Genomic DNA, 23,963 nt, shown 5'->3' on the forward strand with positions numbered 1-23,963 from the left:
GGATGGACGCGATCAAGCGGGCGCGCCTGCTCAGCAAGTGGGTGCTGCTTTTGTTTCTGGTGATGATGTGGTTCTGCCTCGCTCTGGTGATGTTCGCCGAGGTCGCCATGGGCACGGCGCAGTGGTTGCGCGTCGGGCCCGCCTTGGTCGCCACCGTCTGCTTCTCCCGGCTCTACCTGCGCATCGTGGACGCCTTGCTCGACTCCAGGTACGCCTCCAGGCAGATCATGGTGGCCGGGGCGCTGGCCCTGTTCGCGCTGGTCATGGGCGGGGCCGATCCGTTCGGCTGGGGCTTGCCGCTGATGGTCTGGCTGTCGGTCGCGACCGTGGGGATCAGTGGCCGGCGGGCCGTCGCGCTGTCGGCGGCGACGTTCGCCGTGGCGGTCCTGGTAGGTGTGGTGAGCGTCGTGGCCGGCTGGAACCTGACGGCTCTGGAGACCGGTGATGCGGGCGCGAGCATCACCGGCATTGTCATCGGCTACGCGCTGATGGCCGTGAGCTTTCCGGCCTCCAACCGGCTGTGGATCTGGATCTATGAGCTGGCCAGGCAGGCCCACGAGGGCCGGGAGGCGCACGCCCGGCTGGCGGTGGCCGAGGAACGGCTGCGCTTCGCCCGGGACCTGCACGATCTCGTCGGACACCAGTTGTCCCTCATCGCGGTCAAGTCCGGGCTGGCCGTGCGCCTGTCCGGCGCCGAGGAAAGCCCTGCCAGGACCGAGATGACCGAGGTCCACACGCTGACCAGGAAGGCGCTGCGCGAGCTGAGGCAGGCGGTGCGCGGCTACCGCGAACTCGACCTGCCCGCCGAGTTGGAGAGCGTGAAGAGCGTGCTGGAGGCGGCGGGTGTCCGCTGCGAGCTTCACCTGCCCTATCGCGAGCTGCCCGACGGTGTGGCCCCGGTGTTCGCCTACGCCGTGCGTGAGGCGGTGACGAATGTCCTGAAGCACAGCTCGGCCACCTTCTGTGACATCACGCTGAGTTTCACCGCTGAGCGGGCGGAGCTCCGGGTGCGCAACGACGGAGTGGTCCGGCAGCACGTCGCCGACCTGGGCAGCGGGCTGAGCGGCATGGGTGAGCGCATCGCCGCCGTGGGCGGGGAACTGACCGCCCGTCCGACGGGCGACGGGGAGTTCACCTTGACCGCGGTCGTGTCGCTCCCGATTCGTGGGTAGGGGGCAGGTGTCGGAGACGACCCTTGCCGACACCCTGTGACAGGGTATGGCTACGCCGCGTGAACCGACGCGCGGTGTGACTGAGGAGGTGGCATGCGGGTCCGGGGTAATCCGAAGGCCCAGGTGGTGCGGATCGGTGCTCGGCTCGACGCCGGTACGTCCGCCGGCGTGCGGTCCCACCTGCACGACGCGGTCGACCGCGGCGAGGGCGACCTGATCCTCGACGTCTCCGAGCTGGAGATGATCGATGCCACCGGGCTGGGGGTTCTCGTAGGCACGCATCGGCGCGCGCTCAGCGTGCAACGCCGTCTCGTACTTCGGGGAGTGCCCCCGCGGATCATGCGGATCCTCGCGGTGACCCGGCTGAATCGGGTCCTTCGCGTCGAGGTGCCCGCGGCCGCGGTGGCCTGACGGGGTGGCGGCGGGCCGCGGAGCCCGCCGGAGACCGCGCCATATCGGAGCGGGCAACGATCAGCCGTTGCCCGCTCTCGTATGTCCGGGGTGGTCAATGTCTTTTCCCGAACGTGATTCGATGGGGCGGGAACGGAAGCCGTTAACACGCACTTCCATCGGCGATAGTGGTAAAAATCCGCCCGATATGTGAATAACGGGCGGATTATTGACGTGTCATTCCCTCAGAAAATCACTATGTGTGATCGCCATCTCACGGTGGCCCGAGCGACCGCCCGAAGATGTGCACGGCCACGCCGACCAGATCCTCGATCTCCGGCGGGTCGTCCGCCAGCAGCCATTCGATGAGCAACTCCTGAAGTGCCCCAATTGCCCCGAGAGCTACCAGCCGCAGGTTCACCGTGCCTGCGGGTGGGAAATCGGTTGAGGCGTTCTCCACGAGTTGGGCGAAGGACTTGATCGCGCGCTGTCGTGAGTGCGTCAGGACGTCGCCCGACCTGCGCACCTCCAGGTGCATGATGCGGGCGCGACGCCAGTCGGCCGTCGCGAATCCGATATAGGCTCGGATGCCCGCCTCGACGCGCCCGGCCAGGGTGCCGGGCGCCTCCTCCAATGCCTTGGCGACCACGGAGAGACTTTCCTCGATGCACCGCTCGTGCAGTGCCTGAAGGAGTTCCTCCCGGCCGCCGAAACATTCGTAGAAGGCGCGGTTGGAGATCCGCGCCTCGGAGCACAACCTTTCGATCGTCGTAGCCGCGAAACCTGGCTTCGCGTATAGCGTGTAGGCGGCTGTCATCAGCCGCTCCCGTCTGTCTGCCAGCCTTTGCTCGGCCGACATTCCCCGGTAAGACCGGTTCACATTCCACCCGTCCAACATGATCGTGGCCCCCAGAGCACACAATTATGGACGGATGATCCGTTTTGGGAAAGAGCGTGTGGTTTACCTCTTGCGTCGTCCATGCAAGAAGGTGATGAGGCTGATCAGTCGCTCAATCTCATCGGCCCCCCGGGCGAACGAAGTGAGATTCATTCCCGGCATCGGGAAGCGTTGGCGGGAGATGGCCTTGGGCCTGGCGAACTCCCTGAGACCGTCGGCTCCGTGGATGCGCCCGAAGCCCGAGTCGCCGACGCCGCCGAACGGCAGTGAGGGCACCCCGGCGAATGAGATGACCGAATTGATGGCCGTCATCCCTGACCGCATCATGCGGGCCAGCTCCATCGCCCGGCGCGAGTTGCCGGAGAAGATGGTGCCCGCCAGCCCGTAGGCCGAGGCGTTGGCCAGCTCCAGCGCCTCGTGGACGTCGTTGGTGCGCCGCACGGTGATGGTCGGGCCGAACGTCTCCTCGCGCACCGCGGGGGAGTCCTCGGGCACGTCCTCGACGATCACCGGGTCGACGTACGGGGGCCGGACCGAGTCGGGGCCGCCGGTCACCACTTTTCCGGCCTTGGTGGCGTCGTCGATGTGCCGCTTGATGATGTCCAGCTGCCCCGGCATGGTGATGGGCCCGTACTGGTCGCCGGCCTTGATCGTGGACACCCGGTCGGACAACTCGCGCATGAAGCCGTCGTAGACCGCGTCGACCACGTAGACCCGCTCCACGCCCACACAGGTCTGCCCGGCGTTGGACATCGCGCCCCACAGGCAGGCGTCGGCGGCGGCCCGCAGGTCGGCGTCGGCGTCGACGATGAACGCGTCCTTGCCGCCGCACTCGGCCACGATCGGGGTGAGGTTCTCGGCGCAGGCCGCCATCACCCGCTTGGCCGTCGCGGTCGACCCGGTGAACGCCACCTTCTTGACGCGGGGATCGGCGGCGAGCGCCGCGCCCGTCTCGCCGAGTCCGGTCACCGTCTGGAACACCGGCTGCTCCGGCACCGCCTCGCCGAACAGCTCCGCCAGCCGTACGCCGACGCCGGGTGTGAGCTCGGACGGCTTGAACACGATCGCGTTGCCCGCGGCGAGCGCGTAGGCGATCGAGCCCATCGGCGTGAAAACGGGATAGTTCCACGGCCCGATCACACCGACGACGCCCAGCGGCAGGTACTCGAGCGTGGCCGACAGGTTGAGACCGATCATGCCGGTCGACACCTTGCGCCGGCCCAGAACCTTCTGCGCGTTGCGGGCGGCCCAGTCGATGTGCGTGATCGCCAGCACGATCTCGAGCGTGGCGTCGCCCACCGGCTTGCCCGTCTCCTTGTGCACCAGGGCGGCCAGCTCCCTGATGTGCTGGGCGATGATCGCCTTGTAATCGAGCAGCCGCCGCCTGCGCTCGGCCGGGGACAGCCCCGACCACCAGGTGGCGGCCTGCTCGGCCCGCCCGACCGCCTCGTGCACCGCGTCGGCCGTCTGCTTCGGATGGCTGCCGACGATCTCGCCGGTCGCCGGATTGAGTGAGTCGAAGGTCAGCGTCGTCATGGCGTCACGATAGACCTGTAAGCTGACGCTTACTAGGGGGCGGTCTGGTCCTCGAACCACGATCCGTGGAAGCCGGCCGGGACACGGCGCGGCAGCCGTACCGAGGCCACCTCCGAAAGGTCGCTCGCGTCGAGCACCAGCAGCCGGGAGGCGTCGCCGGAGGTGACCACGGACAGCAGCCAGCCGTCGTCCTCGCCCTCGGCCCCGGGCGCCGGCGCGAAGACCGCCTCGCCCGTGTGGCCGCCGGTCGGGTGCGTGAGGCACGCGCCGGAGCGCTGGTCGTACTTGACCACTGCCTGGTCGCTCACCATGTAGAGGTAGCGGCTGGTGCGGCCCAGCAGACCGTCGTTGAACGTGGGGAACTCGACTGGCCGGTCGTCCAGCGACTCGTCCACGACCTTGCCCGTCGCCGGGTCGAGCGTCCATCGGTGCAGCACGCTGTCGAACATGGTGGCCGCCTGCCCGGCGGGGTCCTGCGCGCCGCTGATGCGATCCCACAGTGTGCCGAAGCTCTGGCCGGCGTAGCGGGCGGCGTTCAGCACGATCCGTCCCTCCGCGTCCTCCCACGCGTTGCCGACGTGGAAGACGTAGCACGGGTCGATCTCGAACCAGCGCGTCGGCCCGCCCGCCCTCGGCGTCACGCCGATGCGCGCACCGTAGGACTCCCGCCAGGCGTAGGGCATCGCGCCGCGCTCGAGGTCGAAGACCACGGGCAGGTCCAGCCAGATCAGGTAGTGCTCGGTGACCGCGAAGTCGTGCATCATCGTCGACTCGGCGACCTCGATCTCCCGGCTCTCCACCAGCTCACCGCCGGCGGACACGCGGTGGTAGGTGACGAACGGCGGGAAGAAGCCGTAGCCGAAGAAGTGCAGCTCACCGGTGACCGGATCCTGCTTGGGGTGCGCGGTCATGGCCGTGGTCAGCCGTCCGCCGAAGTCGCACGGGCCCACCGTGGCGAGCTCCGGCGTCACCTCGTACGGCAGGCCGTTCTCGACCAGGGCGAGGATGCGCTCGCCGTGCCTGATGACGTGGGTGTTGGCCGTGACGGCCGCCAGGTCGAGCCCCTGGTCGCCGAGGAACGGGGCGTTGTCGGTGAACTTCTTGGTGCGGATCCAGCGGTTGCGATACCACTCGGCGCGGCCCTCGTTGAGCCGGATCCCGTGGATCATGCCGTGACCGGCGAACCAGTGACCGGGATTCTCGCCCGGCCGTGGGTTGGGCCCGTTGCGGAAGTAGCGTCCGGCCAGCTCGGGCGGTAGCGCGCCGGTGACGGGCAGGTCGTGGGCGTCGGTCTCGTCGGGGACGGGCGCCAGGGTGCCGCTCAGGTAGTAGGGGGTGGTCATGGCAACACTCCAATCGTGATATGTCGAACGTAGAACTTCTACGTAAGACCTGTCAATGTTGGAATATCGGGCATGACCGCGGGAGCGGCCGTACGGACGGGACGTCAGAAGAGCGTGGGGTTCTCCGGCTCGATGCCGCGCAGCGCGGCGTAGTCGAGGGTGACGCAGTCGATGCCGCGGTCGGCGGCCAGCACCCGGGCCTGCGGCTTGATCTCCTGGGCGGCGAACACCCCGCGCACCGGGGAGAGCAGCGGATCGCGATTGAGCAGCTCCAGATAGCGGGTGAGCTGCTCAACGCCGTCGATCTCGCCACGCCGCTTGATCTCGACCGCCACGGTCGCGCCGCCCGCGTCGCGGCACAGGATGTCGACCGGGCCGATCGCCGTCATGAACTCGCGGCGGATCAGGGAGTAGCCGGGACCCAGCGTGGTGATGTGCTCGGCGAGCAGCTCCTGCAGGTGGGCCTCGACGCCGTCCTTGATCAGGCCGGGGTCGACGCCCAGCTCATGGCTGGAGTCGTGCAGGATCTCGTCCATGGTCAGCACGAGCTTCTCGCCCGTCTTGCCATGGGTGACCGTCCAGGTCGCGCCGTCCTCCTTGAGCTTGCACGGAGGATTCATCCAGTTGAGCGGTTTGAAGGCGCGGTCGTCGGCGTGGATCGACACGCTGCCGTCGGCCTTGATGAGGACCAGCCTTGGCGCCATCGGCAGATGTGCCGTGAGCCGTCCGATGTAATCCACGCTGCACCGCGCAATGACCAGCCGCATGACGGTCCACCCTACCGGCTCTGGAAAACTGGACACATGGTGTTTGAAATGGTGGGAGTGGTCGGGCTCGGCACGATGGGCGCCGGCATCGCGGAGGTCTTCGCGCGGGCGGGGTTGCGGGTGATCGGCGTGGAGGCCGATCCTGAGGCGCTGGCCAGAGGGCGCGGTCATCTCGAACGCTCCACCGGCCGCGCGGTCGACCGGGGCAAGCTGACCGGTGGCGAGCGCGACGAGATCCTCGGCCGCATCACGCTCACCACCTCGCGCGACGACCTGCGCGACGCCGACCTCGTGGTGGAGGCGATCCCCGAGATCCTCGACTACAAGGTGTCGCTGCTGGAGGATCTCGACCGCATCTGCAAGCCGGAGACCGTGCTGGCCACCAACACCTCCTCACTGTCGGTCACCGCCGTCGCCGCCGCGACGGGGCGTCCCGGCCGGGTGGTCGGCATGCACTTCTTCAACCCGGCGCCCGTGATGAGGCTGGTCGAGGTCGTGGGCACCGTGGTGACCGAGCCCTCGGTGGTCGCCGGCATCACCGAGCTGTCCGTACGGCTCGGCAAGACCCCCGTGACGGTGGGCGATCGGGCCGGGTTCGTGGTCAACCGGCTGCTCCTGCCCTACCTCAACCACGCCGCCGTGCTGCTCGACCTGGGCCTGGCCGGGCGCGACGAGATCGACACGGCCATGCGACTCGGCGTGGGCCTGCCCATGGGGCCGTTCGCGCTGCTCGACCTGATCGGGCTGGACACCGCCTACGAGATCATGGGCGTGCTGTTCGACGAGACCCGCGACCGTCGCCACGCGCCGGCGCCGGTGCTGCGCGAGCTGGTCACCGCCGGGCTGCTCGGCCGCAAGACCGGCCGCGGCTTCCACGGCTTCCACGGCTTCCCCGGTGACGAGACCGCGCCGCGCGAGCCGGAGCGGGTCGCCGGCGTCACCTTCGGCGTCGCCGGCGACGACACCTCCTCGATCGCCGAGGCGCTGGTCAAGGCGGGGTTCGCCGAGTCGGACGATCCCGACGTGCTGCTCCGGCTCTCCGACCGGCCGGTGGTCGAGCACGCCGTACGCGTGCGCCGCCCCTCCTCGCTGGTGGGTGTCCACCTCGTCGGCGACCAGGTGGCCGAGCTGGCCGCCACGGTGCTCACCTCGCCCGAGGCCGCCCGTGCCGCCGCCGGCCTGATGGCGGCCATCGGACGCACCCCGGTGCCGTGCAAGGACCGGGCCGGGTTCGTCGTCGACGCGCTGCTCTACCCCTATCTGAACGACGCGGTCCGGATGTACGACTCGGGCTACGCCTCGATCGCGGACATCGACGCCGCCATGCGTCTTGGCTGCGGTTACCCGGCGGGGCCGTTCGAGATGATCGAGTCACTGGGCCTGGCCCGGGTCCGCGACGGGCTGCGCGCGCTCTACGCCGAGCATCGCGAGCCCGCCTACGCCCCGGCTCCGCTGCTCGACCAGCTGGTCACCGCCGGCATGACGGCCTTCCCCCGGCCATGAGCCCTCGTCGCGCCCGTCGCAGGGAGTCCTCCCGCCCTGTCGCCTTCCCCCGGAGCGCCGACCAGGTCGAGGAATGGCCGGACGGCGAGTGGAAGGTGCGCATGCTTACGGGCGCGACCTCGGGCAAGAGCTACCGATGTCCCGGCTGCGACCAGGAGATCGCGGCCGGCCAGCCGCATCTGGTCTGCTGGCCCAACTGGACCGGCGGCGACGAGGAGCGCCGCCACTGGCACCGGGCCTGCTGGCGCAAGAGACTTGACCGCGGCCCCGGCCGCAGCCGTTACTGACGACCGAAAGGACCCCCGTGGAGATTCGCGCGGCGACGGTGCTGCCCGCCCATCGCGAGCCGATCGAGCTGCACACCGGCGACGGCCTGACCCTGGTCGGCGAGCTGGCTCGACCCCTCGACCGGCCGCCGGTGGCCACGCTGGTCACCCTGCACCCGCTGCCCACCCACGGCGGCTTCATGGACAGCCACGTCTACAAGAAGGCCGCCAACCGGCTGCCCGCCCTCGCGGACCTGGCGGTGCTCCGCTTCAACACCCGCGGCACGTCGTCCGACCGGGGCACGTCGCAGGGCGAGTTCGACAAGGGGGAGGGCGAGCGCTTCGACGTGGCGGCCGCCCTGGAGTACGCCGAGTTCCATGACCTGCCGCACATCTGGGTGGTGGGCTGGTCCTTCGGCACCGAGCTGGCCCTGAAGTGGGCGCACGACCCGGTGGTGCAGGGCGCCATCCTGCTGTCGCCGCCGTTGCACCGGGCCACCGACGACGACCTCGACGCCTGGGCGCGCTTCGGGCGGCCGCTGGTGGCCCTGGTGCCGGAGCTCGACGACTACCTGCGGCCCGAGGAGGCCCGGCGGCGGTTCGCGCGGGTGCCGCAGGCCGAGGTCATCGGGGTCGACGGGGCCAAGCACCTGTGGGTGGGGGAGCCGTCGGTGCGCGTGGTCCTGAACGAGATCGTCAAGCGGGTCAACCCGGGCGCGTACCCGCTGCCGACCGAGGTCTGATCTTCCGGCGAAGATCTTCTCGCCTCGTATGTGATCACTGGTGTTTTTCTCCAGGATGCTTGGATTTCTGGTGAAATCTGTCATTTGGATATGGACGGATGGCTTTGCCGGAGTCACAATCCGAATGTCAAGTGAAGATCGTGGAGACGCCGGAGTGGCCGCTGAGTCTGGCATCCACGTCTACTGGGGACTTCTCACCATCACGTGGAACGCGGCCGGCCCCTCGCGGGCGGGCCGCTTCGAGCATGCGGGCGCCTTCACCGGCCACCGGCCAGGGACCGTTGACGCCGTCCGCGCCCACGACGGCGTGATCAGCGCCGCGCAGATCTTCCAGCCAGCCGCCCGGTAACCCCCCCTCCACTGATCCGTGAGGTTCGCATGGACGTGCCGACCGATTTAGACCTGCCGGAATCCCACTGGAATCGTTTTCAGGAGCAGCCGCTGCGCAAGTCGCCGTGGCCCCGATGGCTGACCACGCTGCTCGCCGTCGTCGTCGTCCTCCCCCTGGCCCCCGCCGTGCCCGCGAGTGCCGCGCCGGCCGCCGCTCCGGCCGTGCAGAAGGAGACGCCGGTCCGTGGCAAGCCGGTCCCGGTGCTGCCCCGGGAGGCCGATCCGGCCCGGGAACAGGCGTGGAAGGCTCCACCGGGCGTCGGCTGGCCGAAGCCGCGGACGGTCGAGCTCTCGACGAGCGGCGACGCCCGTACCCTGGCGGCCGACTTCCCGGTCCGCGTCGCCGAGGCGAAGGCGTCGGCGAAGAAGCCGGCGGGCGAGTCCGCTGAGGCATCGGCAACCGCTCCCGAGCGGGTCCGCGTCGAGCTGCTCGACGCCGCGCCGACCGGCCGGCTGGGCCTCGCCCTGCGGCTGACCCCCGGCCAGGGAATCACGGCCACCAGCGGCAGGACCCGCGTCCAGATCGACTACTCCGGCTTCCGGCACGCCTTCGGCGGCGACTACGGCGCCCGGCTCCGGCTGGTACGGCTCGACGAGTGCGCCCTGAACGCCGCCGCGGCGGCCCCGGGCACCGCCTGCCCGCTGCCCGTGCCGGTGCCCGGTGAGAACGACGCCAAGGCCGGCACCCTGACCGCCGACGTCGAGTTGCCCGCGCTGTACGCGCTGGCCGCCGCGCCCTCGGGACCGTCGGGCGACCACGCGGCCACCTCGCTCAGCCCCTCCGCCGACTGGAGCGTCGGCACCCAGTCGGGCGACTTCAGCTGGTCGTACGGCCTGCGCTCGCCGCCCGCACTGGGCGACGACGCGCCGGAGATGTCGCTCGCCTACTCCTCCCAGAGCGTGGACGGCCGTACCGCGTCCACCAACAACCAGTCGTCCTGGGCCGGAGAGGGCTTCGAGCTGAGCCCCGGCGGCTACATCGAGCGCCGCTACAAGTCGTGCATGCTCGACGGCAAGAAGACCGGCGACCTGTGCTGGGACCAGGAGAACGCGACCCTGGCCCTCGGCAACTCGTCCGTCGAACTGGTCAAGGACGCCACGACCAAGCAGTGGCGGCCCAAGCGTGACGACGGCACCCGGGTCGAATACCTCAAGGGAGCCGTCAACGGCGACAACGACGGCGAGTACTGGCGGGTCACCGACGAGGAGGGCGTCCAGTACACCTTCGGCCTGGGCCGCCTGCCCGGCTGGGCCACCGGCAAGCCGGAGACCAAGTCGGTCTGGACGGTGCCGGTGTTCGGCAACAACAGCGGTGAGCCCTGCTACAAGAGCGACCGGACCGCCGCCTGGTGCCAGCAGGCCTACCGGTGGAACCTCGATCTCGCGGTCGACACCCACGGCAACGCCACCACCTACTGGTACGCGACCGAGACCAACCACTACGGCCGCGACATGAAGCCCGAGCAGGGCACCGGGTACGTCCGCGGCGGCTACCTGGCCCGGATCGACTACGGCTACCTGCAGGGTGAGCTGTTCACCAGGTCGCCCGCGGCCCGTGTCCTGTTCGACACGGCCGAGCGGTGCGTCCCAAGCGGAGCCGTCACCTGCGCGCCCGACCAGCTCAAGAAGGAGACCGCGAGCCACTGGCCGGACGTCCCCTTCGACCAGATCTGCAACTCCGGGGAGAAGTGCACCGACCGGCTGTCGCCGACGTTCTTCACCCGCAAGCGGCTGGCCAAGGTCACCACCCAGGTGCTCAACGCCTCCGGCCAGCACTACGCGGTGGACTCCTGGACGCTGACGCACTCGTTCCCCGCGACGGGCGACGGGCTCAGCCCCTCGCTGTGGCTGGCGTCCATCCAGCAGACCGGCCACGTGGGCGGCACCATCTCGCTGCCCGCCATCACGTTCGCCGGGGTCCAGCTGCCCAACCGGGTCGACTCGGACGAAGGCCGCGCGCCACTGATCAAGTGGCGGGTCCAGGCGGTGAACAACGAGAGCGGCGGGCAGCTCCGGGTCAACTACGCCCCCGCCGAGTGCCGGCCGGGGCAGCTGCCGGCCGCCGACCGCAACACGCGGCGCTGCTTCCCGCAACGGTGGGCGCCGGCGGACGAGCCCGAGGTCACGGACTGGTTCCACAAGTACGTGGTGGCCCAGACGCTGGAGATCGACCGGGTCGCCGGGTCGCCGACGGTGGTCACCGACTACGAGTATCTCGACGGCGCAGCCTGGCACTACGCCGACAACATCCTGGTCAAGCCCGAGCACCGCACCTGGGCTGACTGGCGCGGCTTCGGCCGGGTACGGGTCCGCGAGGGCGACGGGCAGGACGGCAGGCGCCAGCTCACGGAGTTCAGGTACTTCCGGGGCATGCACGGCGACCGCCTGGCCGACGGCACCAAGCGCAGCGCCCAGGTCGAGGACAGCGAGGGCCGCAAGCTCGACGACCACGACCAGCTGAGCGGCTTCGAACGGGAGGAGATCCTCTACGACGGAGACGGCGGCGCGATCGCGACCGCGACGACCGAGGAGCCGTGGTCGCTCAAGACCGCCGAGTCCACCCAGGGCGGCGTCACCAAGGCCGCGCACATCGTCCAGGCCAAGTCCATGGTCACCCGCACCGCGCTGAACGGCGGCACCTGGCGGCGCACCGGGGAGGAGCGGGCCTTCGACCAGTACGGCCTGCTCACCCAGGTCGACGACAAGGGTGACCTGGCGACCGCCGCCGACGACCAGTGCACGCGCTACACCTACGCCCGCGACGCGGCGAACTGGCTGCTCGACTACACCAGCAGGATCCACAAGGTCGCCGCCGGATGCGGCACCGGCGTGGCCACGCTGGCCGCCGACGACGTGCTCTCCGACGAGCGGGTGCACTACGACGGCCGGGCGTACGGGCAGGCGCCGGTCAAGGGCGACGTCACCACCGTCCAGGAGGTCGTGTCCGGAGACGGCGCGACCGTCAACGACGCCGTCCGCACGTACGACGTGTACGGGCGGATGACCAGCGAGATCGACTCGGTCGGCACCAAGGTCACCACCACCTACACGCCGGTGGCCGGCGCCCCGGTGACCGAGGTCAAGGAGACCAACCCCCTCGGCCACGAGGAGCGCACGTTCATCGAGCCGGCCTGGGGCGAGCCCGTGGCCGAGATCGACGCCAACAACCGGCGCACCGACATGGAGCACGACGCGCTCGGCCGTCTGGTCAAGGTGTGGCAGAGCGACCGCAGCAAGGCGGCCGGTCAGTCGCCCAGCACGGAGTACTCCTATCTGACCCGCGACAACGGCCCCAGCGTCGTCACCACCAAGACCCTGGGGGCGGACGGCCTCTACACGACCAGCCACGAGCTGTACGACGGCCTGCTCCGCTCCCGCCAGACCCAGGAGCCCGCACCCCGCGACGACCTGACGCAGGATCCGGCCTTGCGCGACGGGCGTACGATCACCGACACCTTCTACAACTCCTTCGGCGAGGTGGCCAAGGCCAACAGCGGCTACTTCAGCACCGGCGTGCCGGGCACCGACCTGCTCGGGGTGGCCGACACCGACGTCCCGAGCCAGCTCGCCTCGGTCTACGACGGGACCGGCGAGCTGAGCGCGCAGGTGCTGCTGGCCAAGGGTGTGGAGAAGTGGCGCGCCTCGGCCACCCACAAGGGCGACCGGATCGACGTGACGCCTCCGCCCGGAGGCACGGCCACCACCAGCATCGGCGACGCCGAGGACCGGCTGGTCGAGCTGCGCCAGTACAAGGGGGCCACGCCGACCGGCGAGTACGAGGCGACCAAGTACGCCTACGACGCGGCGGGCCGGCTGGCCAGCGTGACCGACCACGCGGGCAACGTGTGGCGCTACCACTACGACCTGCGCGGCCGGGAGATCAGGACCGAGGACCCGGACAAGGGCGTCACGACCTTCACCTACAACGACGCCGACGAGATCGCCACCACCACCGACGCCCGGGGCAAGACCCTGGCTTACGTCTACGACGAGCTTGGCCGTAAGCGGGAGCTGCGCGAGGGCTCCACGACGGGTCCGCTGCTGGCGGAGTGGAAGTACGACGCGCTGGCCAAGGGACACCAGAACGCCAGCATCCGCTACGTGGACGGCCAGGCGTACAAGGCGGAGATCAACGCGATCGACGTCGAGTACCGCACCCTGCGGCAGACCGTCACCGTGCCGGCGCGCGAGGGCAAGCTGGCCGGCTCGTACGTGCTCAACACCCGCTACACCACCGACGACCAGGTCCAGTCCATCAGCTTCCCGGCCGCGGGCGGGCTGGAGGCGGAGTCGGTCGTCTACTCCTATGACGGGCTCAGCCAGCCGACCAAGGTGACGGGCCTGTCGTCGTACGTCACGGCGACCCGCTACTCCAAGCTGGGCGAGACGCTCCAGCACGAGCTGAGCACCGGCGGCAAGAAGGCCTGGCTCACCTACACCCACGACGAGATCACCCGCAGGCTGACCCGGAGCAGGCTGGACCGCGACGGCGCCGCGTCGAGCGACCTGGATCTCAACTACACCTACGACCCGGTGGGCAACATCAGCAAGATCAGGGACCTGGCCGGCGGGCAGTCCAGGGACACCCAGTGCTTCACCTATGACCATCTGCGCCGCCTGACCTCGGCGTGGACGGCCACCGACGACTGCGCGAGCGGCACGCCGCGGTCGGACAAGATCGGCGGTGTCGCGCCCTACGCGACGAGCTACGCCTACGACTCCACCGGCAACCGGACGAAGGAGACCAAGCACGCGTTCGGCGGCAACGCGGAGTCGGTCCGCTCCTACACCTATCCCGCGGCCGGGGCCAAGCAGCCGCACGCCGTGCGGTCGGCGGGCACCGACACCTTCGCCTACGACGAGGCCGGCAACACCATCAGGCGCAAGGTCGGCAGCACCGACCAGACCCTGGTCTGGGACGCCGAGGGCAACCTCCAGTCGGTGACCGAGGCGGGCAAGGTCACCTCCTTCCTGTACGACGCCGACGGCGACCGGCTGCTCCGCAAGACGCCGACGGACGCCACGCTCTACATCGACGACATGGAGCTGCGCCTCGACCTCGCCAAGAACGTCGTCGAGGGCACCCGCTACTACACCATCGGCGGCCGGCCGGTGGCGGTGCGCACACCGGACAACCAGGTGTACTTCCTGGCCGCCGACCACCAGGGCACCGCGCAGGCGGCGGTCAACGCCGCCAACGGCGAGCCGGCCGTACGCCGGACGACGCCGTTCGGTGAGGACCGGGGCGCGCCACCTCCATGGTGGCCCGGCCAGCGCGGCTTCGTCGGAGGCGGGCAGGACCCGTCGATCGGGCTGGTCCACCTCGGGGCCCGCGAGTACGACGCGAAGAACGGACGGTTCCTGTCCGTCGACCCGGTGATCGACGAGGACGATCCGCAGCAGCTCAACGGCTACGCCTACGCCAACAACAGCCCGGTCACGATGAGCGACGCAGACGGGCAGCTCATCTGGTTCGCCGTCGGCATCGCGGCCAGGATCGCGGCGCAGGTCATCGCCCGGAGGCTCGCCCAGGCCGCGGCCAGGCGCGCCGCCATCGCGCTGGCCAGGAAGCGCGCCGCCGCGCTGGCCAGGAAGAAGGCGGCCGAGCTGGCCAAGAGGAGAGCCGCCGCCGCGGCCAAGAAGAAGGCGAAGGAGAAGGCCAAGAAGAAGGCGGCCGAGCTGGCCAGGCGGAAGAAGGCGAAGGCCGCGAAGGAAGCGGCGGAGGCCAAGCGCAGGAAGGCCGCCGCCGAGGCGGCCAAGCGCCGAGCGGCCAAGACGCGTCGCCAGATCCAGAAGGCCAGCAAGCGGCAGCGGAAGGCCGCCGAGAGATCTCGCAGCAGACGCGCGAGCAGGGCTCCGGAAAGAGTCGCCCGGCAACGGCCGGCCCACCGGCCGACCAGCCATCGGGCGGCTCAGCGGGAGGCGCCGTCGCAGGCCGGTCGCGCGCCCACCAGGCAGGGACAGGTCTACAACATCAACGGCCAACCCCAGCAGACCAGATCCATCACCGTCTACCGCGACGGCCGGATGTATCCCGACGGGCGGCCACCGACCAACCCCAACGGCTCCGTCCAGCTGCAGCGGCAGGACTACAAGCCGTGGCAGCAGGAGCCGGCCCAGACCAGAGCGGGCTCCATCGCCGAAGTGGGGGTCCGCGTCACCCGCTGGATCGACCAGAGCGGGATGGACGACCTCTTCGGGCTCTTCTTCTGACCGCTCGATCTCTGACCGCTCAAGTCTCTGACCGCTCGAGTCTCTGACCGTTCCACCTCCGACCGGCCCGTCGTCTGACGGGCCCCGGCGGACCGGCGCGGGGCCGTGCGCCCCGCGCCGTTCGTCGTGCGCCGTTCGTCGTGCGGGGCATGGCGCCGTCGGCGCGTGACTCCATAGAATCTTGTTCGGTTCTAGCGGAGGAGGCATGGTGGGCGCGTTCGACCTCAGCGGGAAGAAGGCCTTGGTCACCGGGGCGTCGAGGGGGATCGGTCGGGCCATCGCGCTCGCCTACGCCGAGGCGGGAGCCGATGTGGCGCTCGTGTCGCGCTCGGCCGCGACACTGGCCGAGGTGGCCAAGGAGGTCGAGGCCCACGGGCGGGAGGCCGTGGTGATCCCGGCGGACCTCACCGACCGCGACGAGGCCGCCGGCGCCGTCCACGGGGCGATCGACGCGCTGGGCCGGCTCGACATCGTGGTCAACAACGCCGGCGGGTCCAACTTCCTGGTCGAGTTCAAGGACCTGCGCCTGTCGGGGTGGGACAAGCTGATGCGGCTCAACCTCGACTCCGCCATGGCCGTGTGCCACGCGGTCGCCCCGCACCTGCTCGAAAGGGGTTCCGGGTCCGTGATCAACGTCGCTTCGGCGGCGGCGCTGGGCGCGCCGTTCCTGGCCCCCTACGCGGCGGCCAAGGCGGGCGTGGTCGCGCTGACCAAATCGCTGGCCGTGGAGTGGGCGCGGTCCGGTGTCCGGGTCAACGCGCTGTGCCCCGGCTGGACGGCCACCGATCTCAACCGCAACCTCTGGGAGGACGAGACGGCCGGCGCGTCGACCATCGCCGGGGTGCCCATGCACCGGTGGGGCACGGCGGAGGAGATGGCCCATCCGGCCGTCTTCCTGGCCGCGCCCGCGTCGGCGTACATGACCGGGCAGGTGCTCTTCGTCGACGGAGGGATGACGGCCACCGCCCAATGACCTCGGACGGGAGGCGTTCTCCGGAAAACCGGTCGCCGCTATGGGGGTATATCGGCATACGTCGTGGAGTGATTGTCACGAGGATCAGGGCTACCGTGTGGTCGTGCAGCTTTACACGAGATCAGCCGGGACCGGACTCCCGGTCGTACTGCTCCACGCGTTCCCGCTCTCCTCGGCCATGTGGCTGGCGCAACGAGAGGGGCTGGCCGGATCGTGCCGGGTGATCACTCCTGACCTGCGCGGCTTCGGAGGGTCGCGGCTGGGTGACGACGAGCCGTCCGTCGACCTGATGGCGGACGACGTCGCCAGGCTGCTCGATGCCGAGGGCATCGACAGGGCCGTGGTCGGCGGGCTGTCGATGGGCGGCTACGTCACGATGGCGTTCTGCCGCCGCCACCCCGAGCGCCTGCTGGGCGTGATCCTGGCCGACACCAAGGCCGGGCCCGACCCGCAGCCCGCCCGCGACAACCGCGAGCGCATCGCGCGGGCCGTTCTGTCCGACGGCAGCGACGTGCTGCTCGCCGAGGTGCTGCCGGCGCTCATCGGGCCGACCACCAAGGAGCGCCGGGCGATGGTGTTCGGGCGGGTCAAGGGCCTCGTGCAGTCGGCGCCGCCGGGCGCCGTCGCCTGGGCGCAGCGGGCCATGGCGGGCCGCCCCGACTCCTTCGACACGCTGGCCGCGCTGGAGGTGCCGCTGCTGGTCGTCGTGGGCGAGGAGGACGAGCTGGCGACACCGGCCGACGCCGAGGCGATGGCGCGGGCGGCGTCCGACGGCAGGCTGGAGATCATCCCGAAGGCCGGTCACCTGAGCGCGGTCGAGCAGCCCGAGGCGTTCAACGCGGCGGTGGCTGAGTTTCTCAGCACCGGGCTTGCCGAGGAAGCACGATCTCCCGGATGACCAGCGCGATGGCGGCCGCCACCGGGATGGCGACCAGAGCGCCCACGATGCCGAGCAGAGCCCCGCCGAAGAGCGCGGCGATGACCGTCACCGCCGGTGTCACGTCCACCGAGCGCTTCATCACCCGCGGGTAGATCAGGTAGTTCTCGATCTGCTGGTAGACCAGGAAGAAGACCGCACAGGCCACGCCCACCTGCCACGACTCCAGCAACGCCACGCCCGTGACGAGCACGGCCCCGATGGTCGCGCCCACCAGCGGGATCAGATCCGTCAGGGCGACCACCAGGGCCAGCGCCAGCGCGTACTTCACCCCGATGAGCGACAGGAAGATCCAGGCCAGCACGCCCGCGATGACCGAGATGAGCACGCTGCCCGCGACGTAGCCGCCGATGCCGTCGAGCACCTCCTCGGCGATCGCGCCGGTCCGCGCGCGCCGCGAGGCCGGGACCAGCCTGAGCAGATAGTCCTTGATCGTGTGCAGCGAGCCGAGGAAGTACAGCATGAGCACCAGCAGCGTCACCGTGGTGAAGGCGCCGTCGAGCACCACCAGCCCGGCGCCCACGACGCCCGAGGCCAGCGCCGGCCCCAGCGTGTCGGTGACGAACGCGGCCACCTTCGGCAGGATCTGATACTCGGCGTCCAGCCGGCGGAGCGTCGGATGGTTGCTCAGCTCGGTGACGTAGCCGGGCACGGCGGCCACGAACTCAGCCAGCTGCTGGCTCACCGGCGGCACCACGGCCAGCCCGAACAGCACGAACGCCAGAATGACCCCGGCGAACACGATCGAGATCGCGCCGCGCCTGCCCAGCCGGCGCCGCTGCAGCGCCTCCACGGCCGGGTTCAACCCGACGGCCAGGAACATCGCCACCACGACCAGGATGATCACGTGCAGCGAGGCGACGACCATCTGCGCGATCGCGATCGCGGTCAGCACCCCGAGCCCGCCGACCAGCCCGAACAGGAACGGGCCGCGTGCCAGCGGCTTGCCGGGCAGTCCGTACGGCGCGGCGTCGGCGCTGCCACCCAGAGGAACGGCATCGGTGGTGTCACCCGGAGGAGCGGCACCGGTGGTGTCACCCGGAGAGGCGGCGCCCGGCGCCGGAGCCTGCTCCAGCACCGGGGGCCGGTCCTGAGCGGGCACGGGGTCGGCTTCTGCGGACACGGGGACTCCTGATGACTCGGGGGGTGGAAACCGCGGCGGAGCCGCGACGGTAGCCGGAGGCAAGGGCCGAAGTGGGGGCCGGAACCCCGACGAGAACGCCCTGAGCCGCCGCAACAGAAGGAGAGCCTAGCGACCATCAAGGTCACCAGGCTCTCCTCAGCCGTCTGTCAGCCCCCGTGTAGTGGCCTCCTGACTACTCCTGCCACCATTCGGCGTCGTCCTCGGCCTTGGTCTCAGGCTTGGGCGCGGGCGCCGGCGCGATCGGCTTGTCGTTGGCGGGTGCGGCGATCGCCGGCTTCGGCGGGGCCGCGGCCACGGCGGGCTCGGGCTCCATGCCCGGCAGCGCGGCGCCACCGAGCAGCTGACGCAGCTGCGCGAGGTGGCTGGTGATGCTGTCGCGCTGGCGGGTGAGCTCGTCGACCTGGCGCTGCATCGAGGAGCGGGTGCGCTCCGCGTCGTTCTTCGCCTCGGTCACTATGGTCTCGGCGCTCGACTTGGCCTCGGCCACGATCTGCTCGGAGTTCTTGCGTGCGTTGGCGACCAGCTGCTTGGCGTGCAGATCGGCCTCGCGGCGGGTCTGGTCGGCCTGCTGGGTGGCCTTCGTGGCCCGCGACTCGGCGGTCGCGGCGCGCTGCTCGGCCTCGGCGACCAGCTTCTGGGTCGCGGCCTGCGCGCTGGCGTGGCGATCGGCCTCCTGGCGCTCCGCCTCCTCGCGCCGGGACGCCAGCTGGATCTCGAACTCGGCCTCGTCCTGCGCCCGCTTGGCCTCGGACTCCTCCAGCACCCGCTGAGCCTGCGCCCGCATCTCGTCGGCCTGGCGCTTGGCGGTGGTCAGCACCTCGTCGCGCTCGCGCTTGGTCGAGGCCCGCAGCTGGGCGACCTCGCGCTCGGTCGTCGTGCGCAGCTTGGCGATCTCGCGCTCGGCGTCGGCCCGCTTCTCGGCCACCTCGTGGTCGGCGGTGGCGCGGAGCTTGGCCACCTCGCGCTCGGTGGTGTTGGTCAGCTCGTCGGCCTCGCGGCGCGCCGTCGAGCGGATCTCCTCGGCGTCACGCTCGGCGCTGGTGCGCATCTCGTCGCTCTCGCGCGTGGCCTGCGCCCGCTTGTCGGCCGCCTCGGACTCGGCCGCCGCCCGCAGGTCCGCCGCCTCGACCTTGGCCGCGGCCTTGATCTCGTTGGCCTCTGACCTGGCGGCCTGGACGAGCTCGGTGGCCTGCTCCTCGGCGAGCCGCAGCAGTTGCTCGATGCGGGCGCCCAGACCGGAGTAGGTGGGGCGCTCCTGCTCCTGGAGCTGGCGCTGCGAGTCGGACAGGTCGCGCTGCAGGCCGGTGACCTGCTCGCGAGCCGTTCGTAGCTCGCCGTCGAGCTGCTTCAAATGATCATGGACCTGGTGGCGGTCATAACCACGGAGCACCACGTCGAACTCGCGTGCGGGGGCGTCCTCGAAGAAGTTGTTGAGTTGGGCGTCGATGTCGGACTGCATGGAGGCTCGATCCTGGGTTGTCGAGACGGCTACACGGGCCGGACGGGGGGTTCGGGGCATCCGAGCCAGGAGCCTGTGCCTCGCGGCAGGCCCCTTGTCCGGTGGAAAGCCAGCGTACTCCGCCGATGCCGACTCCGAGGCCCCGTCCAACTTTCTGCGTGACTAGTTACATATGAACGATTTTTAGGTTTGTGCGGGCCGGGCCGCCTGGACCAGCTCCGTAAGCATTCCTCCCACGTCCTTGGGGTGCAGAAACGCGATCTCCGACCCCATCGACCCGTGTCGCGGGCGCTCGTCGAGGAGCCTCACGCCCTTTGCCCCGATCTGATCCATCGCCGCGGCGACGTCGGGCACTCCGAAGGCCACGTGGTGCACGCCCTCGCCCCGCTTGGCGAGGAACTTGCCCACCGGGGAGTCCTCCGACAGGGGTTCGAGCAACTGGATGTAGGAGCCGCCGCCCTCGCCGTCGGCGATGTGCAGCATGGCCTCCTTGACGCCCTGCTCCTCGTTCACCTCGCGGGCCACCACGGTCAGATCGAACGTTCCAGAGAACAGTTCGATCTTCTCCTCCAGGTCGTGACAGGCGATTCCGATGTGGTCGATACGCATGAACATGGGTGGCCTACCTCCACTGCTAACGTCCTTTTACACGTAGGTATGGTGTCAAAGAATCCCTCGTGGGCACAGGAGGCCGCCATGTCTGGTTCCGTCATCGTCGCAGGGGCACGCACCCCGATCGGCAAACTGCTCGGCGCCCTGTCCGGGCTGCAGGCCGTCGACCTGGGCGGCATCGCCATCAAGGCGGCCCTGGACCGTGCCGGGGTCGCGCCCGAGGCCGTCGAGTACGTGATCATGGGCCAGGTGCTGCAGGCGGGGGCGGGCCAGATCCCCTCGCGCCAGGCGGCGGTCAAGGCCGGCATCCCGATGACGGTCCCCTCGATCACCATCAACAAGGTGTGCCTGTCCGGTCTCGACGCCATCGCCCTGGCCGACCAGCTCATCCGCGCCGGCGAGTTCGACATCGTGGTGGCCGGCGGCATGGAGTCGATGACCAACGCGCCGCACCTGCTGCCCGGCCTGCGCAAGGGCGTCAAGTACGGCGGCAGCGACGTGGTCGACTCGATGGCCCACGATGGTCTGTTCTGCGCCTTCGACCAGTGCGCGATGGGCGAGTCGACCGAGAGCCACAACGCCCGCCTGGGCATCGGCCGCGAGGAGCAGGACGCCGTGTCGGCCCGCTCCCACCAGCTGGCCGCGGCGGCCATCAAGAACGGCGCCTTCGAGGACGAGATCGTGCCGGTGGAGATCCCGCAGCGGCGCGGCGAGCCGCTGGTCGTCAAGGAGGACGAGGGCGTGCGGGGCGACACCACCGTGGAGACCCTCGCCAGGCTGAGGCCCGCGTTCGCGGCCGACGGCACCATCACGGCCGGGTCCGCCTCGCAGATCTCCGACGGCGCCTGCGCGGTCGTCGTCATGTCCAAGGCCAAGGCCGAGGAGCTGGGCCTGTCCTGGCTGGCGGAGATCGGCAGGCACGGCAACGTCGCCGGCCCCGACGCCTCGCTGCAGTCGCAGCCGGCCAACGCCATCAAGCACGCCCTGGGCAAGCAGGGGCTCGCGGCCGGCGACCTCGACCTGGTCGAGATCAACGAGGCGTTCGCCAGCGTGGTGGTCCAGTCGGCCAAGGAGCTCGGCCTGCCGCTCGACAAGGTGAACGTCAACGGCGGTGGCATCGCGCTCGGCCACCCGATCGGCGCCTCCGGCGCGCGTATCGTCCTCACGTTGGCGTACGAGCTGAAGCGCAGGGGCGGCGGCCTGGGCGCGGCCGCCCTGTGCGGCGGCGGCGGCCAGGGAGACGCCCTGATCATCTCCGTCCCGGCCTGAGCCGACGCCCGCGACCCCGGGCACCCCGGGCAACTCCGGGACCCGGGGACCTCGGGGACCTCGGGGACCTCGGGCGTCAGGGCTCGTCGGTGAACTTCACCGTCACCTTGTCGAACCCGAGCGACTTGAGCAGCCCTTCGAGCATGGCCTTGGTGTTGGCGTCGGCCCTCGCCCGCAGGTCGCTGGCGGCGGCCGCCTCGGCGATCTTCTTCTCCGCCAGCACGTACAGCTCCCGCTGGTCACCGGGGGAGGACGACAGGAAGCCCTCCACCCGGTCGAGCAGCCCGCGCTGCTGGGCGAAGACGTAGGAGCGCCGGTTGTCCAGGTTGGGCTTCTCGAGCTGCGCGCGGGGGAGCCGGACCGTGGCCTCGGTGCGCTCGGCGTTGACCGTCACCGCGCCGGCCGCCAGCGTCGAGAAGTCGACATAGGCGTCCACGCCGCCCGCGCCCACGAAGAGGGTGCGGGTGCCCTTGACCGCGTCGGGCAGGAAGGTGGCGTCCTTCTCCAGGTCCACCACGACCTGGAAGTTGCCGGTGGCCGCCTCGAACCGGCTCAGGTCCTTGATCGACTGCAGGAGCACCGGCTGGCTCCGGTCGACCGTCTCCTCGCCGAAGGGATCGAGCCAGCTCCAGGCCAGGCGTCCGCCCACCACCAGCAGGATCGCCACGACGAGGAACCCGGCCAGATATCGCCACGCACGGCGCCGTCGGGGAGTCTCCGCCGCCGGCTCCGTCTGGAATGTCTTCATGCGGTGTTGACTACCCGAGCATGGATCATCATTGCCAGCCATTTGGTGACATCTGTGGGCCCCAGGCCGGCGAGGGATTGGCGCTGGGGGCGGGATAGACGGGATAGACCGGTGAGGAGCCGACCGCTGACGCGGGCGTGGGCGTCTGGGCCGGACCGCCGCCGAAATGGGTGCTCGACAGCTTGCACGACTGGAAGTCGCTGTAGAACATGCGCAGCCACTCGCGCCTCTGGTGCTCGCTCAGCCCCGAGAACCAGGCGGCGGCGTACTGGTGCTCGGCCAGCGGACCGCCCGGCAGCGGCTCGCCGCGCAGCCAGGCCATCACGATCTCGCGGTAGCCGTCGGCCGGGGTGCCGGGGCAGCGGGTGGCCAGCGACTCGACGTACTCGTAGGACGCCTGGTCGGCGAAGCCGGCCGACAGATCGGGCACGTGGATCGGCGCCAGACCGGCGGACGGCCTGAGGCTCTCCTCCAGGGGCCGCTGCTCCACCCGGGTGAACGCGGCGGGGGTGCCCGCCAGCCGGGAGGCGATCTTGGTGAAGGTGGCGCCCAGCTCGGTGAGGCCGCTGCGCATCCCCGGGTGCAGGCAGACCGTGATCGGCCAGTCCTGGCAGCTGTAGGCGATCTCCTGCGCGGCCGCCGGCTTGGGCTCGCCCAGCAGCCGCGCCACACCCGTGCCCGCCGCCAGCACGGCCAGCAGCGCGCACGCCAGCACCAGCGGCCGCCTGGTCACCAGCGCCGTCCAGCCGAGCAGCAGCGCCGCCGTGACGCCGAGCAGCCAGATCGTCTGGTTGAGGAACGCGGCGCCGCTCAGCCCCTGGAACAGGTCGTACGGCTCACCCGTGCCCGGAGCCAGCCGGTCGGCCCAGCCGCGTCCATCGGCGAACCAGGTGAACAGGGCGTAGCAGCCGAGCCCGGCGAGCGGCGGCGTGACGGCCCGGGGCGCCAGCCAGCCGGCGACCCACCCGATCACCGAGTAGAGCGCCAGCCCCGCCATGCCGACGCCCAGCCCCGACAGGCTGAGCCGGCCCGACTGGTCGGTGAGCACGGTCTTGACGGCCAGCACCAGCACCGTCGCGGCGAACGAGCCGAGCACCACCAGCACGATGGCCAGCGGCGCCTTGAGCGCGCGCCACGCCGTCAGGCAGCGGTCGCCCAGCGCCCTGCGCTTGCGCAGGGCCACCCACGCGGCGAAGGCGGCCGCCACGGGCCCGGTCAGCCGGAGCGATCCGATCACCGCGGCCACGATGTTCTCCCAGGCGTCGACGCCCGGTATCAGGACACTCCACGCCGCGACCAGGCCGAGAGCCAGGAGCACGGCGACCGTGACGGCCGCGCTCTGCTTCAGTTCCTCGCGAGAGACACTCACGTGTTCAGGCACGCGTTACCCCGTTGACGTTCATCAAGCACCCCCGTGCCCTGTTGGTAAAGCGGAAACGATCAGTCCGGGCAGGTCCCCACCGCCGGTGAACTTGGCTTCCGCGTCACCTTTCGATGCGAGAACCATAACTGAGCGTGATGTTTCACGTCCGCATTCTTGGTCAAGCGGCGAATCCGGTCGCGTAGAGTAACCAGTCCAAACGGGACGAGCAGCGCGCTA

At 70.3% G+C, this 23,963-nt stretch carries 19 protein-coding genes; 10 read left to right on the forward strand and 9 right to left on the reverse strand.

Translation table 11 applies throughout. The features are described from left to right. Window positions 1-2 precede the first annotated feature (2 nt). Together IEY82_RS22205 and IEY82_RS22210 are read left to right on the forward strand one after the other, a co-directional pair. Window positions 3-1,172, forward strand: coding sequence for a sensor histidine kinase (locus tag IEY82_RS22205; protein WP_189126118.1), 1,170 nt, complete (start codon window positions 3-5; stop codon window positions 1,170-1,172). A gap of 93 nt (window positions 1,173-1,265) precedes the next feature. After that, on the forward strand, window positions 1,266-1,583 hold the full coding sequence (locus IEY82_RS22210) for an STAS domain-containing protein (protein ID WP_189126119.1): 318 nt from the start codon (window positions 1,266-1,268) through the stop codon (window positions 1,581-1,583). Between the two features lie 253 nt (window positions 1,584-1,836). Here the strand turns inward: IEY82_RS22210 and IEY82_RS22215 are convergent, their stop codons facing one another. The 4 genes from IEY82_RS22215 to nucS all read right to left on the reverse strand — a co-directional run bounded on the left by IEY82_RS22215 (window position 1,837) and on the right by nucS (window position 6,106). Further along, window positions 1,837-2,379, reverse strand: coding sequence for a TetR/AcrR family transcriptional regulator (locus IEY82_RS22215; protein ID WP_225263514.1), 543 nt, complete (start codon window positions 2,377-2,379; stop codon window positions 1,837-1,839). Between the two features lie 144 nt (window positions 2,380-2,523). After that, window positions 2,524-3,996 (reverse strand): aldehyde dehydrogenase family protein, encoded by a 1,473-nt coding sequence (locus IEY82_RS22220; protein WP_189126121.1) that lies wholly within the window; start codon window positions 3,994-3,996, stop codon window positions 2,524-2,526. Window positions 3,997-4,028: 32 nt separating this feature from the next. After that, on the reverse strand, window positions 4,029-5,339 hold the full coding sequence (locus IEY82_RS22225; RefSeq protein ID WP_189126122.1) for a carotenoid oxygenase family protein: 1,311 nt from the start codon (window positions 5,337-5,339) through the stop codon (window positions 4,029-4,031). 104 nt (window positions 5,340-5,443) lie between these two features. Beyond that, complete coding sequence (gene nucS, locus IEY82_RS22230; protein ID WP_189126123.1) at window positions 5,444-6,106, reverse strand: endonuclease NucS; 663 nt, start codon at window positions 6,104-6,106, stop codon at window positions 5,444-5,446. 36 nt (window positions 6,107-6,142) lie between these two features. On the opposite strand from nucS, the gene IEY82_RS22235 reads away from it, so the two are divergent. From IEY82_RS22235 to IEY82_RS22265, 7 genes are all read left to right on the forward strand, one after another. Then, window positions 6,143-7,609, forward strand: coding sequence for a 3-hydroxyacyl-CoA dehydrogenase family protein (locus tag IEY82_RS22235; RefSeq protein ID WP_189126124.1), 1,467 nt, complete (start codon window positions 6,143-6,145; stop codon window positions 7,607-7,609). Beyond that, window positions 7,606-7,896, forward strand: coding sequence for an Rv1322 family protein (locus tag IEY82_RS22240; RefSeq protein ID WP_189126125.1), 291 nt, complete (start codon window positions 7,606-7,608; stop codon window positions 7,894-7,896). Before IEY82_RS22235 ends, IEY82_RS22240 begins: the two co-directional genes overlap by 4 nt. Before the next feature lie 17 nt (window positions 7,897-7,913). After that, window positions 7,914-8,618, forward strand: a complete 705-nt coding sequence (locus IEY82_RS22245) for an alpha/beta hydrolase (RefSeq protein WP_189126126.1) — start codon at window positions 7,914-7,916, stop codon at window positions 8,616-8,618. Window positions 8,619-8,772: 154 nt separating this feature from the next. Next, window positions 8,773-8,967 carry a hypothetical protein gene (locus tag IEY82_RS22250; RefSeq protein WP_189126127.1) on the forward strand — a complete coding sequence of 65 codons (195 nt, stop codon included), beginning with the start codon at window positions 8,773-8,775 and terminating at the stop codon, window positions 8,965-8,967. A gap of 35 nt (window positions 8,968-9,002) precedes the next feature. Continuing rightward, complete coding sequence (locus tag IEY82_RS22255) at window positions 9,003-15,221, forward strand: RHS repeat domain-containing protein (protein WP_189126128.1); 6,219 nt, start codon at window positions 9,003-9,005, stop codon at window positions 15,219-15,221. A 205-nt stretch (window positions 15,222-15,426) separates the two neighbouring features. Beyond that, window positions 15,427-16,194 carry an SDR family NAD(P)-dependent oxidoreductase gene (locus tag IEY82_RS22260; protein WP_225263512.1) on the forward strand — a complete coding sequence of 256 codons (768 nt, stop codon included), beginning with the start codon at window positions 15,427-15,429 and terminating at the stop codon, window positions 16,192-16,194. Between the two features lie 103 nt (window positions 16,195-16,297). Beyond that, window positions 16,298-17,092 (forward strand): alpha/beta fold hydrolase, encoded by a 795-nt coding sequence (locus IEY82_RS22265; protein ID WP_225263510.1) that lies wholly within the window; start codon window positions 16,298-16,300, stop codon window positions 17,090-17,092. Here the strand turns inward: IEY82_RS22265 and IEY82_RS22270 are convergent. The 3 genes from IEY82_RS22270 to mce all read right to left on the reverse strand — a co-directional run bounded on the left by IEY82_RS22270 (window position 17,052) and on the right by mce (window position 20,349). Beyond that, the gene (locus IEY82_RS22270) at window positions 17,052-18,254 is read right to left on the reverse strand and encodes an AI-2E family transporter (RefSeq protein WP_225263509.1); all 1,203 of its coding nucleotides are present in this window, start codon (window positions 18,252-18,254) and stop codon (window positions 17,052-17,054) included. The genes IEY82_RS22265 and IEY82_RS22270 overlap by 41 nt on opposite strands. A 193-nt stretch (window positions 18,255-18,447) precedes the next feature. Next, complete coding sequence (locus tag IEY82_RS22275; protein WP_189126130.1) at window positions 18,448-19,734, reverse strand: DivIVA domain-containing protein; 1,287 nt, start codon at window positions 19,732-19,734, stop codon at window positions 18,448-18,450. Window positions 19,735-19,917: 183 nt separating this feature from the next. Next, window positions 19,918-20,349 (reverse strand): methylmalonyl-CoA epimerase, encoded by a 432-nt coding sequence (mce, locus tag IEY82_RS22280; protein WP_189126131.1) that lies wholly within the window; start codon window positions 20,347-20,349, stop codon window positions 19,918-19,920. Window positions 20,350-20,430: 81 nt separating this feature from the next. Between mce and IEY82_RS22285 the strand changes: the two genes are divergently transcribed. Beyond that, window positions 20,431-21,615 carry an acetyl-CoA C-acetyltransferase gene (locus IEY82_RS22285; protein WP_189126132.1) on the forward strand — a complete coding sequence of 395 codons (1,185 nt, stop codon included), beginning with the start codon at window positions 20,431-20,433 and terminating at the stop codon, window positions 21,613-21,615. Window positions 21,616-21,691: 76 nt separating this feature from the next. Here IEY82_RS22285 and IEY82_RS22290 read toward each other — a convergent pair whose 3' ends face one another. Both IEY82_RS22290 and IEY82_RS22295 read right to left on the reverse strand, forming a co-directional pair. After that, window positions 21,692-22,363 carry a DUF4230 domain-containing protein gene (locus IEY82_RS22290; protein ID WP_189126133.1) on the reverse strand — a complete coding sequence of 224 codons (672 nt, stop codon included), beginning with the start codon at window positions 22,361-22,363 and terminating at the stop codon, window positions 21,692-21,694. 28 nt (window positions 22,364-22,391) lie between these two features. After that, a complete protein-coding gene (locus IEY82_RS22295) occupies window positions 22,392-23,732 on the reverse strand; it encodes a hypothetical protein (protein WP_189126134.1) in 1,341 nt (446 codons plus the stop codon). Between the last annotated feature and the right edge of the window lie 231 nt (window positions 23,733-23,963).

The organism is Nonomuraea cavernae (genome assembly GCF_014646355.1).
GTDB lineage: Bacteria > Actinomycetota > Actinomycetes > Streptosporangiales > Streptosporangiaceae > Nonomuraea > Nonomuraea cavernae.